Annotated in this window: 10 protein-coding genes and 1 pseudogene; 5 read left to right on the top strand and 6 right to left on the bottom strand. The window is 69.6% G+C overall.

The window, feature by feature from the left end:
- Window position 1: 1 nt before the first annotated feature.
- From test1122_RS25550 to test1122_RS25530, 5 genes are all read right to left on the bottom strand, one after another.
- Entirely contained in the window at window positions 2-904 is a 903-nt protein-coding gene (locus test1122_RS25550; protein WP_232271526.1) for an SDR family NAD(P)-dependent oxidoreductase, read from the bottom strand.
- 32 nt (window positions 905-936) lie between these two features.
- Window positions 937-3,039, bottom strand: coding sequence for a SpoIIE family protein phosphatase (locus test1122_RS25545; RefSeq protein WP_232271525.1), 2,103 nt, complete (start codon window positions 3,037-3,039; stop codon window positions 937-939).
- A gap of 219 nt (window positions 3,040-3,258) precedes the next feature.
- Window positions 3,259-6,855, bottom strand: coding sequence for a hydantoinase B/oxoprolinase family protein (locus tag test1122_RS25540; RefSeq protein WP_232271524.1), 3,597 nt, complete (start codon window positions 6,853-6,855; stop codon window positions 3,259-3,261).
- Window positions 6,852-8,339: a HEAT repeat domain-containing protein gene (locus test1122_RS25535; protein ID WP_232272072.1), complete on the bottom strand. Its 1,488-nt coding sequence runs from the start codon at window positions 8,337-8,339 to the stop codon at window positions 6,852-6,854. The genes test1122_RS25540 and test1122_RS25535 overlap by 4 nt, the downstream gene beginning before the upstream one ends.
- Window positions 8,340-8,500: 161 nt before the next feature.
- Window positions 8,501-9,091, bottom strand: a complete 591-nt coding sequence (locus tag test1122_RS25530; RefSeq protein WP_232271523.1) for a TlpA family protein disulfide reductase — start codon at window positions 9,089-9,091, stop codon at window positions 8,501-8,503.
- 234 nt (window positions 9,092-9,325) lie between these two features.
- On the opposite strand from test1122_RS25530, the gene test1122_RS25525 reads away from it, so the two are divergent.
- Genes test1122_RS25525 through test1122_RS25515 form a run of 3 tightly spaced genes read left to right on the top strand, consistent with a single transcriptional unit; the run spans window position 9,326 to window position 12,320 of the window.
- Window positions 9,326-11,011, top strand: coding sequence for a multicopper oxidase family protein (locus test1122_RS25525; RefSeq protein WP_232271522.1), 1,686 nt, complete (start codon window positions 9,326-9,328; stop codon window positions 11,009-11,011).
- On the top strand, window positions 11,008-11,544 hold the full coding sequence (locus test1122_RS25520) for a hypothetical protein (RefSeq protein WP_232271521.1): 537 nt from the start codon (window positions 11,008-11,010) through the stop codon (window positions 11,542-11,544). Before test1122_RS25525 ends, test1122_RS25520 begins: the two co-directional genes overlap by 4 nt.
- A 47-nt stretch (window positions 11,545-11,591) precedes the next feature.
- Complete coding sequence (locus test1122_RS25515) at window positions 11,592-12,320, top strand: flavodoxin family protein (RefSeq protein ID WP_232271520.1); 729 nt, start codon at window positions 11,592-11,594, stop codon at window positions 12,318-12,320.
- Window positions 12,321-12,383: 63 nt separating this feature from the next.
- On the opposite strand, the gene test1122_RS25510 is transcribed toward test1122_RS25515, so the two are convergent.
- Window positions 12,384-12,617, bottom strand: coding sequence for a hypothetical protein (locus test1122_RS25510; protein ID WP_232271519.1), 234 nt, complete (start codon window positions 12,615-12,617; stop codon window positions 12,384-12,386).
- Between the two features lie 50 nt (window positions 12,618-12,667).
- Between test1122_RS25510 and test1122_RS25505 the strand changes: the two genes are divergently transcribed.
- The gene (locus test1122_RS25505) at window positions 12,668-12,835 is read left to right on the top strand and encodes a hypothetical protein (protein WP_232271518.1); all 168 of its coding nucleotides are present in this window, start codon (window positions 12,668-12,670) and stop codon (window positions 12,833-12,835) included.
- 223 nt (window positions 12,836-13,058) lie between these two features.
- A pseudogene (locus tag test1122_RS25500) lies at window positions 13,059-13,790 on the top strand (class E sortase); the annotation flags it as partial.
- Between the last annotated feature and the right edge of the window lie 18 nt (window positions 13,791-13,808).

Genomic DNA, 13,808 nt, shown 5'->3' with positions numbered 1-13,808 from the left:
CTCAGCGCCCGCGGCGGCGCGCCCGCCAGCCGCCGGTCACCGCACCACGGCCGGGAGTGGGCTCGTACAGATTGCCCTCGCCCAAGGCGGCCGCCTCGGTGCGGGACAGATGCTTCCGGTCCACGATGACGGCCAGCCGACGCTCGACCCACGCGCCCGCCACCTTGCTCGCCAGCACCAGCGGCCGCCCGGCCGGGCCGGAGATCACCTCATGGCGCGGCAGCCGGATCACCTGGACCACCGTGCGGGCCGCCCACTGCGGGCGGTACACCGGGGGCATAGGCCGCACCCGGCGGCCGGTGTAGTTCGCCGCCTGCTGGAAGATCGGGGTGTCAATGGAGGCGGGCAGCACCGAGCACACCTTGATGTGCCCCGCGTTCTCCAACCGCAGCTCCTGGCGGAGGCTCGCGCCCAGTGCGCGGTTGGCGAATTTCGACATGGTGTATGCCGTGGTGTAGGGCTGTGCCACCACTCCCACCACCGAGGAGACATTGACCAGCACGGCGTTGGGGCGCTGCCGCAGATACGGCAGGGCGGCGTGGGCGCCGTGGACGTACCCCATCACATTGACATCGAGCACGCGCCGGTGGATTTCCAGTGGGGTCGCGTCGAACGGCCCGAACGCCGTCACCGCGGCGCAGTTGATCCAGATGTCGAGTGCGCCGAACCGCTCCGCGGCGGTGCGGGCCACCTCCGCCACCGCCTGGGCGTCGGTGATGTCGGCCGGCACGGCCAGCGCTTCGGCGCCTCTGGCCTGGCACTCGGCCACCACGGCTGCCAGCGCTTCGGGGCGCCGCGCGGTCACCACGACCTTGGCCCCACGGGCGGCCAGGGCATGTGCGGTGGCCCTGCCAATGCCTCCGGAGGCCCCGGTGACGACGGCTGTCCGTCCCTTGATCCGCATGGCGCACCGGGTACCCCCGCGGTGGTGTTCCACTACCGGGACGAGGCCCGGCGCGCGAGGAGGAGGGCGACATCGTCCTGCGGCATCCGGTGCAGAGCGGCCAGCACCGTATCGCAGGTCTCCTCCAGCGGGCGGGGCTCACCCGCCAGGAGCAGGAGCAGGGCGTCCAGGCCCTCATCGATGGGGGCACGCCGTTCCTCCACCAGTCCGTCCGTGAACAGGGCCAGCGTGGTGTCTTCGGCCAGCTCCCGCCGCTCGGTGCTGAAGGGGATCCCGCCTACCCCGAGCGGCACGGCGTTGGGGATGTCGACGAGTTCGGACCGGCCGTCCGGATGAACCAGGATCGGGGGGAGATGCCCGGCGCTGGACAGCTCGCACCAGCCGTGCACCGGATCGCAGACCGCGTAGAGGCAGGTGGCGATCGAGTCACCGAGGGCAGCCAGAATGTCGTCCAGATGGCGCAGCAGTTCAGCGGGTGGCAGATCGAGCCGGGCAAAGGCCCGGGTGGCGGTGCGAAGCTGGCCCATGATCGCCGCGGCGTGTACTCCCTTGCCCATCACATCGCCGACGATCAGTCCAAGCTTGTTGTCCTTGAGGGGAAGTACGTCGAACCAGTCCCCACCGACCTCGCTGACGGCGGGCCGGTAGCGGGAAGCGATGTCGATGCCCTCGTAGTCCGGTGGCCGGTCGGGGAGCAGACTGCGCTGGAGAGTGAGGGCGGCGTTGCGTTCACGGCTGTACAGGCGCGCGTTGTCCACACAGATGGCGGCGCGCGCGGCCAGTTCGGCGGCGAGTGTGAGGTCCTGATCGTCAAACGGCCGTGGATTGCGGGTGCGGTAGAGGCTGACCGTGCCCAGCACATCGCCGCGTGCGATCAGCGGGGCGGCGAGATAGGAGTGCACGCCCTCGTCCTCGAGCATGGCGGCGGACTCCTCATCCTTCGCGATGCGCCGCATCATCGAAGCGCTCACCTCGGGCAGCAGAATCGGCCGCGCTTCTCTGACGCTCTGCGTGATCACCCGTGAGGGGCCGTATGACGCCAGCTCGCCGACACGGTCGGCGGCACGGGTGGCGTCCGTCTCGTCTGCCGCGGCCACCGCGAGGGCCCGGAACCGGGCGGAGCCGTCGGACTGCACCGCCATGGCGACCTCCCCGCTGAGCACCGAGTCCAGTACATCCACAGCAGCGAAGTCGGCGAGCCGGGGAACGGCGACCTCGGCCAGTTCCCGGGCTGTCTGCTGCAGATCCAGGGTGGTGCCGATGCGGAACCCGGCGTCGGCGATGACCGCGAGCCGTTCGCGCGCCTCGGCCACCTCGGCGGCCGCCCGATGGCGTTCGGTGACGTCGATGGCGGAGGCGGCCATGCCCAGCGGATGTCCTCGCGGGTCGTCGATCCGGTAGTAGGAGACCGACCAGACGTGGTCCTGTTCCGGGTCGGCGGCGGTCCGGCCGATGGTCTGCTGGTCCAGCAGCGGCTCACCGGTCTCCATGACGTGCTGCAGCGCCCTCTCGACGGCCTGCACATCCACCGTGGGCAGTACGTCGGCGAGCTTGCGGCCCAGCATGGCCTCGGCGGGCAGACCGTTCATACGTTCCAGGGCCGGGTTGATACGGAGCCAGCGCAGATCGGTGTCGAACAGTGCCATCCCGATCGGGGACTGGTTGACCAGGCTGTTCGACATGGCCAGGTCCGTTTCCAGCTGCCGTACGGTCTTCGCGTCGGCGGCCAGGCCCAGGGCGTACACCTCGCCGTCCACATCGCGCAGCCGCATATTGCGGAACTCCATGGGGCGCATCGAGCCGTCCCTGCACTGGATGGGGAAGACCCCCGACCACCTCGCCCCCGCCATGACCCGGGCGAACAGATCCTTGACCAGCGACAGATGCCGCTCTGCGACCAGCAGCCGGCCGGCGTAGGAGCCCAGGGCCTCTTGCGCGGTATATCCGAACAGCCGCTCGGCCTCGGGGCTCCAGAGCACGATCCGCCCCGTGGCGTCCAGCACGAAGGCGGAGACCCGGAGCAGGTCGAGAAGTCCCCCTGGCGCGGCGGTGACGCCGTCCCGGTCCGACCCACCCTCCAGGTGCGGGAGGCCACCGCCGTCCCTGCCGTCCGCGTCCCTACCGGCCCCGTCCATACCGGCCCCTCCTTCCCTCAGGTCTGACCGAGAGGTCGCTGGGCCAGCCAGGTACAGCGCGGATACGGACGGGGGTGCGTCGTCGCGCTCACGTTCCTCCCTCGCTCCGGGACATCGCAGCGGTATGGCTTCCATTCAACCCGCACCCGACGGCAGCCGCGCGGTGGCCTGCCGCACCGTACGCTCGGCGGCGGGCCACCGTCAGCGGAAAGGGCACAGCTACGCCCCGTAACCACCGCCGCCTGGCGTCTCGATCACCAGCACATCACCGGCCCCGGCCTCCGCCGCGGCGACACCGTCCAGGCGGGTGACCCTGCCGTCCGCACGCTCGATCGCGTTGCGGCCCAGCGCGCCGGGCTGGCCGCCCGCCATCCCGTAGGGCGGCACCCGGCGGTGGCCGGTGAGCAGCGCGATGGTCATCGGCTCCAGGAAGCGGATACGCCGGACCACTCCATCGCCGCCCCGCCAGCGGCCCCGGCCGCCACTGCCCCGGCGTACGGAGAAGTCCTCGACCCGCACGGGATAGCGCCATTCCAGCACCTCGGGGTCGGTGAGCCGCGAGTTGGTCATATGCGTCTGTACGGCGTCCGCACCGGGGAAGCCGTCGCCCGCGCCGGAGCCGCTGGCCACGGTCTCGTAGTACTGCACCCGGTCGTTGCCGAAGGTGATGTTGTTCATGGTGCCGGAGCCCTCGGCCTGCACACCGAGCGCCGCGTAGAGGGCGCCGGTGACAGCCTGCGAGGTCTCCACGTTGCCCGCGACGGTGGCGGCCGGGTAGGTGGGGGCGAGCATCGAGCCTTCGGGGATCCGGACCCGCAAAGGCGTGAGGCAACCGCTGTTCAGCGGGATGTCGTCGGCCACCAGGGTGCGGAAGACATAGAGCACCGCCGCCATCACCACCGAGCTGGGCGCGTTGAAGTTGTCCTCGCGCTGTGGCGAGGTGCCGGTGAAGTCCAGGACAGCGCTGCGGCTTTCGCGGTCGACCGTGACGGTGAGCTGGATGACGGCCCCGCTGTCGGTCTCGTACCGGTATGAGCCGTCGGTGAGGGAGGTGATGGTACGGCGCACTGACTCCTCGGCGTTGTTGCGCACATGCCGCATATAGGCCTGGACGACCTCCAGCCCGAACTGCTCAATCATCCGGTGGACTTCGGCGATCCCCTTCTCGTTGGCCGCGATCTGGGCGCGCAGGTCGGCGAGGTTCGCCTCGGGGTTACGTGAGGGGTAGGGCGCGGAGGTGAGCAGCTCGCGGGTCTCCGCCTCACGTAGTCGGCCGTCGTGTACCAGCAACCAGTTGTCGAAGAGGACACCCTCCTCATGAACGGTGTGGCTGAAGGCGGGCATGGAGCCCGGCGTCAGACCGCCGATCTCGGCGTGGTGGCCGCGGGAAGCGACCAGGAAGAGGAGCTCCCGGCCGTCCTGCGAGAAGACCGGGGTGACCACGGTGATATCGGGCAGATGGGTGCCACCGTGGTAGGGATCGTTGATGGCGTAGACATCACCGGGCCGTACGGCGCCTTCGTTACGGCGCAGCACCTCTTTAATGGACTCGCCCATGGAGCCCAGATGTACGGGCATATGGGGAGCGTTGGCGATGAGGTTGCCCTCGTTGTCGAAGAGGGCGCAGGAGAAGTCCAGCCGCTCCTTGATGTTGACGGAGTGTGCGGTGCTCTCCAGACGGACGCCCATCTGTTCGGCGATGGACATAAAGAGATTGTTGAAAACCTCCAGCTTGACCGGGTCGACATCCGTGCCGACCGCGCTGGTGGCCGGCCGGGGCCGCGTCCGGGTGAGCAGCAGATGGCCGCGCTCGTCGGCGCTCGCCTGCCAGCCGGAGTCGACGACGGTGGTGGCGTCGGCCTCGGCGATGATCGCCGGGCCGCGGACGGTGTCGCCGGGGCGCAGCTCCGTACGGCGGTAGAGCGCGGTGTCCTGCCACCGGCCTTCGGTGTACAGCCGCACCCGGTCGGCCGGGCGCGGCTGTCCGCTGCCCGGGGGCGGGGCGGCGGCGGTGTGGGGTGTACGGTGCCCGCTCTGGCCGACCGCCTCAACCACCGCGGTGGCTGCGACCAGCGGCTTATCCATGGTGAAGCCATAGCGGGCGCGGTGGACGCGGGCGAACTCCGCCCTCATCAGGGCTGCTTCATCGAGAGCCACGGGCACTGCCGCGTCGGTGCCCGCATACCGGAGGTGGACGCGGGCGGTGGTGCGGATGGCGGCGTCGGGGATGCCGTCGGCGTGCAGTTCGGCGCGGGTGCGTTCGGCCAGCTGGGCGCTGACGGCCCGGATCCGGCCCATGGCGGTGTCGGTGAGCTCGGTCTCGATGGACTGTTCGCGCAGGGCGGTGGCATCGGCGACGCCGATGCCATAGGCGGAGAGGACCCCGGCCAGCGGCGGCACGATGACCGTGTCGATGCCCAGCGCGTCGGCGACCGCACAGGTGTGCTGGCCACCCGCGCCGCCGAAGCTGGCCAGCGCGTAGCGGGTGATGTCGTGGCCGCGTTGCACGGAGATCTTCTTGACCGCGTTGGCCATATTGAGGACGGCGATCTCGAGAAAACCCTCAGCGACCTCCTCGGGGCTGCGGTCGTCACCGGTGGCCCGGGCGATCTCCTCGGCCAGGGCGGTGAAGCGCTTGCGCACGGTGCCGGTGTCCAGCGGCAGGTCGCCGGAGGCTCCGAAAACACGGGGAAAGTGTTCCGGCTGCACCCGGCCGAGCATCACGTTGGCGTCGGTGACGGCCAGCGGCCCACCGCGCCGGTAGCAGGCCGGTCCGGGCACGGCTCCGGCCGAGTCGGGCCCGACCCGGTAGCGGGCACCGTCGAAATGCAGGACGGACCCGCCGCCGGCGGCGACGGTGTGGATGTCCATCATCGGGGCGCGCATCCGTACTCCGGCCACCTGGCTGTCGAACGTCCGCTCCAGCTCGCCCGCGTAGTGCGAGACATCGGTGGAGGTGCCGCCCATGTCGAAGCCGATGACCTGATGGTGGCCGACCTCGGCGCAGCTGCGGGCCATGCCGACCACGCCGCCGGCGGGGCCGGAGAGCACCGCGTCCTTGCCGCGGAAGTGAGTGGCCTCGCGCAGTCCGCCGCCGGACTGCATAAACATCAGCCGCACATGCTGGAGTTCCCCGGCGACGTCCTCCACATAGCGGCGCAGCACCGGGGAGAGATAGGCGTCCACGACGGTGGTGTCGCCGCGTGGCACCAGCTTGATCAGCGGACTGACCTCGTGTGAGCAGCTCACCTGGGTGAAGCCGATCTCCCGGGCGAGGTGAGCGACTTCCTCCTCGTGGGCGGGGTGCCGGTAGCTGTGCAGCAGGACGATGGCGGCGGAGCGGATGCCGTCCCGGTGGACGGCGCGCAGCAGCTCCTCGGTGGTACGCAGGTCGACGGGGTGTACCGGCTCGCCGTGGGCACCAACCCGTTCGGGCACCTCGACGACCCGCTCATAGAGCGCCTCGGGCAGCACGATATGCCGGTCGAAGAGCCGGGGCCGGTTCTGGTAGGCGATCCGCAGAGCGTCCCGGAAACCGGCGGTGGTGACCAGGACGGTGGGCTCTCCGGTGCGTTCCAGCAGCGCGTTGGTGGCGACGGTGGTGCCCATCTTGACCACGTCGATACGGTCGGCGGGCACCGGCTCATCAGGGCCGGTCCCCAGCAGCCGGCGGATGCCCGCGACGGCGGCGTCGCGGTACCGGCCGGGGTCGTGCGAGAGCAGTTTCTCCGTGACCAGCTGTCCGTCCGGGCGCTTGCCCACCACATCGGTGAACGTGCCGCCACGGTCGATCCAGAATTCCCAGCGTCCGCTCATCCGGCCATCGTGCCAGGTGTGTGCCCTGCGCCCGGGCCCGGTCCGGGGCTGAGTCTGACGCGGACCGCGCTCTGTACCCCGGCCTCCTCGGCCGGGTCGGCGGCGAGCCGCCGCAGCCGTGCTACGACACGGTCATCACCGGTGGTGGCGTAGCGGGCGGCGATCTCGCGGGTGCTCTCCTCGCAGTCCCAGAGGCACTCGATCGCGAAGGACCCGGCGAAGGAGGGATCGGTGGCGGCCAGCGCCCGGGCGGTGCGGCCGCGCAGCTGAGAGGAGGCCGTCTCACGGTAGATATGCCGCAGCACCGGGGCGGCGCAGCCGACCGTGAGCCGTCCGACGCCGTCGACCAGCGGGCACAGGGCGTCGGAGCCGGGTCCCTCGGCACGGACCGTACGGCGCAGCGCGGCCAGCACGGCGTCGGCGTCCTGATAGCCGCCACGGCAGGCGAGCATGGCGGCCGCTTCAGCGCCCAGGCCGTCCTCGCGGCGAACCCACTGCCGGGCGCGCTCCAGGGCGGCGATGCTGCGCATCCGGGCAAAGGCGGCCTGCGCGGCTTCGGCTACGGGGCTGGGAGCACCGGCGAAGGCGGCTTCGATGAGGTCAAGGGCCGCAGGATCGGCGCGCTCAGCGAGGTACCGCAGGGCGGCGGCGCGGGATGCGTCGGGGCCGCCGCGCGCGGCGGCGAGCAGATCGGCACGGTCCTCGGGGCCGGCGACAGCGGCCAGACAGCGGGCGGCGGCGGCCTCCCGCTGCTGCTGGGCCTGGGCGGTGTCCGCGGTGCCGGGGGCGAGGGGGCCCTGGGCCCAGCTGAGCACCTCGCGCACGCTCCATCCGGGGCGTGGCCCGGCCGAGTGCAACTGGCGTTGCCAGCGGTCGAAAGAGTGCTGCTCCCGCGCGCGCCGCAGGCGTTCGTACTGCCCCGGGTGGGCCGGGTCCTGCGCCCACAGCCGCCAGGGACGCGGTTCGAAGACCTCACGCAGGGCGGTAGCCAGTTCGGAGTCCCCCTGTGGGGTCTGGGGGAAGCGGGCCAGGATGGCGGGGCCGAGCTGCCGCAGTCCGGCATCGTCGTCCCGGACGGCGAGCTCGTCCAGGGCCCATTGCCAGTTCGCGCCATGCTCGGCGTAGCGGCGCAGCAGCCGCAGGGCGCCCGTATCGCCGTAGGAGGCGAGATGGCCGAGGACGGACAGGGCGAGGCCGGTGCGCTCCTCACCGGTGTCCAGCTGGTCCTCGGCGTTGAAGAGGTGCTGCTCGATCTCGTCGAATCCGGCGTCCAGCTCCATATGCAGCCGCGCGTAGTAGAGCGAGCGGTGCTCAACCTGCCAGTCGCGCCGTGGATCATGGAGCAAGCAGTGACGAAGCGCGGCGAGCGCCTCAGGGCGCGGCGCCGCCAGAGCGTGCAGCGTGCCGTCACCGCGGCCTCGCTGCAGGAGGCCGAGCAGCGTACCGCTGGGCGCTATGTCTGGATCGACGTATTCGGCGTACATAAGGGTCAGCATCCGGTACGGGTATGCGGCTGGCAACGGGATTTCCGTCGACCGGCATTCTTGCCGATGGCCGCCGGTCTAACCCTGTGGAGACGGGCAGGGGCGAGGGCGCAGCCTACCGGGAATTGATCATTCCGCTGAACTCCGGCTGCGCGGGAGCGTCACTTGAGGGTCAGCCGCTCGACTCGGTCGCCGAGTTCGGTGGCGCCGATGGTGCCGGGGACGATCTCGATTTTTCCGCTGTCGTTGAGGAACGCGACGGCGGGCTGGGCGGCTACGCCGAAGCGAAACCACAGTGAGCCGTCGGTGTCGACGGCGTGCACGATGCCGCCAAGCCCGGTATTGGTGACGAACTGCTTCATCTGGGCGGTGCGGGCCTTGCCCGGCACCCCGACAAAGGTGACCCTGTCACCCCACTTGGCGGCCGTTCTGGCGATGGTGGGCGCCTCCGCCCGGCACGTACCGCACCAGGGAGTCCAGAACCACAGCACAGCGTCCTTGCCCGCCAGCGAGGCACCCTCGAACGCTTTTCCCTCCAGCGTGGCGGTCGTGAAGTCCAGCTCCTCGCGCAGCGCCCCCGGGGGCGGGGTGCTGCGGTCGGCTGCGACGGCTGAGGAGACAGCCGGGCCGGGGCCGTCCGTGGCCTTCGGCTCGTCGGTGCCAGCGCATCCTGCGGCCAGCAGTGACGTGGCGGCGAGCACGGCAACGGCTGCGAAGTCGGTCTGGGCGGTACGGCGGCGGACTACGGGCATCGGAAGCCTTTCCGGATACGAAGTGCCATGGCGCTGGCCCTCGCTATGTCGGGGGACGGTCACGACGAGATGACGACCGGCCCCTGGGAACCCGGTGAGCGAGGGCGGACCTTCCCTGTTTCTTCGGCACTGCCCCGAGCGGGTGAACCTGGCCGCGAGAGGGAAATGCGTTCCGCCGTATGGGGTTCCCCTTCCCGTCATATGGGAGCACCGACGGATACGGAACCGTGCCGAATGGACCATCAGATGGATATGTCGCGACGGCGGATGCTGCGCGGGCTGGGCGGGGTGGGAGCCGGTACCGCGCTGCTGGGGATCGGGGGCTGGGCGTATGCCTCACGCGGTGGTGAGCAGGCACCGGCACTGACGGACGAGGGGGCGCCGTTGCGGGATCTGCCGGAGGTGCGCAGCCGGGGCGGGCTGCTGGAGCACACCCTGACCCTGGCCGCGGCCCGGCCGGTGGTGGGCGGGCGGCAACTCCATCTGGATACGTACAACGGACAGCTCCCCGGCGAACTGCTGCGCTTCAGGCCCGGCGACCGGGTACGGATCCTGCTGCGCAACCGGATGCTGCCCAGCGGGCTGCCGCTCAACGCCTTGCCACCGCTGTGCGCCGACAAGGCTCAGGACGGCACCGGACACGACCACAGCACGGGCCACGGCCTGCTGGGCTGTATCCCCGAAGCCGCCCACAACATGACCGAGGGCCACACCATCGTCCAGCAGTTCGTCGCCACCAACCTGCACACTCACGGCCTTCAGGTGTCGCCCACCGGCAGCGCCGACAATGTCTTCGTCCGCGTCGACCCCCTCGGCAGCCATCAGTACGAGTACGACATCCCCGACGACCATCCGGCCGGACTGCACTGGTACCACCCGCACCACCACGGTTCCACCACCCACCAGGCCTGGTCCGGTCTGGCCGGACCGATGGTCGTCGAAGGGGATATCGACGAGGTCCCCGAGATCGCCGAGATGCGCGAGCGCACCGTGGTCATCTCCATGCTCCGCATCGACGGCAACGGCGAGAACCCCACCGCCGTCGTGCTGCCCACCGGCGGCCACAACCCCTTCACCACCATCCCGGCCGTCCCGACCCGGATGCTGTCGCTGCTCAACGGCCAGCTGCGGCCCGTCGCCGCCATCCGCCCCGGAGAGACCCAGCGCTGGCGTGTGCTCAACTCCGCCCCGCACCGGAATATGTGGCTGCACATCGAAGGCCACACCCTGCACCAGATCGGCCAGGACGGCATCCCCTTCGGCCACACCCGGCCGGTTAAATCGATCATGCTCTCCTCGGCCAACCGCGCCGAGTTCATCCTCCGCGGCGGCCAGCCCGGGACGTATCGCGTCTATGCCCGCGGCTACGACCAGGGCCACCCCGGCGGCACCCGCCCCGACCTGGAACTGGGCACCCTGCACGTCACCGGCTCCCCCGCGTCGGGCCGTATCCCCAGGCAGCTGGTAGAACCGCCCCGGATGCCCGACTTGCCCGTCGCCCGCCGACGCACCCTGACCTTCTCCGGCGACATCTCCGGCAAGCATGGCGCCGGGGTGCGCTTCCTCATCGACGACAAGCTCTATGACCTGGACCGCATCGACCAGGAAGTCGAAGCGGGCACGGTCGAGGAGTGGCGGATCGTCAACGAGGACGTCTTCCAGCACCCGCTGCACATCCACGTCAACCCGTTCCAGGTCATCGATGTCCAGGGCATCCCCACCGGTGATACCTCCTGGCAGACCGATCCCCGCATCTGGTGGGACACCTTCCGGCTGCCGCCGGGCGGCGAGTTCACGCTACGAACCTACTTCCGGCCCGACACCACGGGCAAAACCGTCTTCCACTGCCACATCCTTCCGCATGAGGACAACGGCATGATGGGCAACCTCCTCATCTCCCCCGAGGGGAGCCTGCGATGAAGCCACCAACCCGGCTGGCCGCCGCTGCCCTGACCACCGCAGCGCTGCTCTTCATGCCCGCCGCCCAGGCAACCACCGCCGTCACCCCCCTTGTTCCGGCCGACGAGCCGTATCTCTTCACCCAGCAGCACCGTGACGACCTGTGGTGGTGGAACGGCACCTGGCTCCCCCAGACCGTCCCCTCCGGCGCCCGCGTCCAGATCCAGCTCCCCGGCGGCCCCGCACGGTGGAAGCCCTACACCGGACCGCGCTGCCACCCCACCGGCGCCGCCCGGCTCCTCCCCATGCGCGCCAACGTCACCAACCAGGGCACCCCCGGCGAACTTCCCAGCGAAGGCCGTATCGACGTCTACGACAACCTGCAGACCTTCGACTACACCGTCACCGGCACCGGCCCGGCAGCGATCTGCCTGCGCGCCGACCCCGAGCCCGAACGCCCTGAGGACATCGGCCTGGACACCGGCAGCCCACTCACCTACGTTCTCACCCTCCTGGTCGGCATTCCCCAAACCAGTCTCTCCTCACCGCTGTGAGCCGCAATGCCGATCGCACGTCTACGTCGAACGAGAGGAGGACGGCAGTGGCGGACAACACCGCGGAGCAGTCCTGGCAGTTCACCGATCTGCGCGCCCTGTACATCAACTGCACTCTCAAGCGCTCCCCGGAGCTGAGCCACACCCAGGGGCTGATCGACCGCAGTCGCGCGATCATGGACGCCCACGGAGTGACCACCGAGCTGATCCGGGCCGTCGACCAGGACATCGCCCCCGGGGTCTACCCGGATATGACCGAGCACGGATGGGAGAGCGATGCGTGGCCCGCTCTGTACGAGAAAGTCATGGCCGCCGATATGCTCATCCTGGCGGGTCCCATTTGGCTGGGCGATAACAGCTCGGTGATGAAGCAGGTCACCGAACGGCTCTACGGCTGCTCCGCCATCCTCAACGACGCTGGCCAGTATGCCTATTACGGCCGCGTTGGCGGCTGTCTGATCACTGGTAACGAGGATGGCGCCAAGCACTGCGCCATGAACATCCTCTACTCCCTCCAGCACCTGGGCTACACCATCCCACCGCAGGCCGATGCCGCCTGGCTCGGCGAAGCAGGGCCCGGACCCTCCTACCTCGACCCCGGTTCCGGCGGTCCGGACAACGACTTCACCAACCGCAACACCGCCTTTATGACCTGGAACCTGCTGCACCTGGCGGCCCTTCTCAAGCGCTCCGGCGGCATTCCAGCCCACGGCAACCAGCGCGCCGCCTGGGAAGCGGGCTGCCGCTTCGACTACCCCAACCCCGACTACCGCTGAAGGCTGCACTCCGCGAACAGCTCGCCGGGCGCAACGGAATCCTCCGGGGCCGCTGGTCTGGTGCTACGACGTGGTGTTCATCAAGGATGAGACCTGGCTTTCCTGGACGCCAGAGTCTTCACCATCTTCGATGGCACGAACGATCTGCTCAGCCAGCAGCTCACCGAGTTCTGCCTGGCCAGGCGCGGCGGCATGCCGCTGAGCGGCTTTCTTGCGAGCTGGCCGCTCACGGCCGCTGGTGTCGCGGCCCACCACTTGGATCTGGGGTTCCTCGACCGAGATCTGCAGCAGGAACACCTGGTACTCGCCGGGCGAGCCATCGCGTACGCGTTCGCGATCTCGCAGGTATGAGGTGGGCCCAGGCCGCGATCGAATTCTTGAAGTCCGATATCGACGGCATCTCCCAGGAGTTCGATCTGCTGTCCAAAGGCATCCTCGATGAGGGCACTGTCGACTCCGTACGCACCGTCGGCACACCGCTCTCCCGCTCGATCCCTGTGAAGGCCGAGTCGTAATCGGAGCAACCAGAACGGAAGTCTGGTGAAGGCAGACGGGTTTCTGTTCCTGACCGAGCCTGCGGAAGGGACGTGTCCGGTGCGTGGAGCCCCCGAAAAGGACGAGGCTGCGGGCGGGGTACGAGTGGCAGCCGCTCGTACCCCCGCCCACGAGCCGCTGCTGGTCTTCGACGACGAGACCGTCGTGCTGCGCCAGGTCACCCGGACGCCCGTCGAAGGCCGGGCGGCACGGCGCAGGGCGGCAGCGGCGCGGGCCGCGAGGACGCGCAAGGAGAGCGTCTCGGCCTTCGTCAGCAACGTCGTCGGTGAGCTGTTCATCACCACGGGCGTGGTGCTGCTCCTCTTCGTCACTTACCAGCTCTGGTGGACGAACGTACAGGCCAACCAGCAGGCCAGCGGAGCGGCCAGCAGTCTGGAGAAGGAGTGGGAGTCGGGCGGCAAGGAGAAACCGCTCAAGGCCGAGGCTTTCTCTCCCGGCCAGGGCTTCGCGATTATGTACATACCCAAACTGGACATCAGGGTCCCCATCGCCGAGGGCATCGACAAACCCGCGGTGCTGGACCGGGGCATGGTCGGGCATTACGACGAGGAATCCGGTCTGAAGACGGCAATGCCCTGGGACGAGCAGGGCAACTTCGCGGTGGCCGGGCACCGCAATACCCATGGGGAGCCGTTCCGCTACATCAACAAGCTGGTGGCGGGCGACAAGATCGTCATCGAGACGCAGAGCACCTACTACACGTACGAGATGACCAACCGGCTCCCTTCGACCTCCCCGTCGAATGTCGATGTGGTCAGCCCGGTGCCCCAGGAGTCGGGCTTCACCAAGCCGGGCCGCTACATCACTTTGACCACCTGCACCCCGGAATTCACCTCGACATACCGTCTGATCGTCTGGGGCACCATGGTCGACGAGCACCCGCGGAGCGAGGGCAAGCCGGATGTGCTCACCTAGGGGCTGTCTCCTCGGTCT

Source organism: Streptomyces gobiensis, assembly GCF_021216675.1.
GTDB lineage: Bacteria > Actinomycetota > Actinomycetes > Streptomycetales > Streptomycetaceae > Streptomyces > Streptomyces gobiensis.
This window is presented reverse-complemented; position numbering and strand designations above follow the sequence as displayed.

What these genes read in the sequence shown, in the direction of transcription:
- test1122_RS25550 (WP_232271526.1), bottom strand. Translation starts at nt 904, where the DNA reads ATGCGGATCAAGGGACGGACAGCCGTCGTCACCGGGGCCTCCGGAGGC.
- test1122_RS25545 (WP_232271525.1), bottom strand. Translation starts at nt 3,039, where the DNA reads ATGGACGGGGCCGGTAGGGACGCGGACGGCAGGGACGGCGGTGGCCTC.
- test1122_RS25540 (WP_232271524.1), bottom strand. Translation starts at nt 6,855, where the DNA reads ATGAGCGGACGCTGGGAATTCTGGATCGACCGTGGCGGCACGTTCACC.
- test1122_RS25535 (WP_232272072.1), bottom strand. Translation starts at nt 8,339, where the DNA reads ATGTACGCCGAATACGTCGATCCAGACATAGCGCCCAGCGGTACGCTG.
- test1122_RS25530 (WP_232271523.1), bottom strand. Translation starts at nt 9,091, where the DNA reads ATGCCCGTAGTCCGCCGCCGTACCGCCCAGACCGACTTCGCAGCCGTT.
- test1122_RS25525 (WP_232271522.1), top strand. Translation starts at nt 9,326, where the DNA reads ATGGACCATCAGATGGATATGTCGCGACGGCGGATGCTGCGCGGGCTG.
- test1122_RS25520 (WP_232271521.1), top strand. Translation starts at nt 11,008, where the DNA reads ATGAAGCCACCAACCCGGCTGGCCGCCGCTGCCCTGACCACCGCAGCG.
- test1122_RS25505 (WP_232271518.1), top strand. Translation starts at nt 12,668, where the DNA reads ATGAGGTGGGCCCAGGCCGCGATCGAATTCTTGAAGTCCGATATCGAC.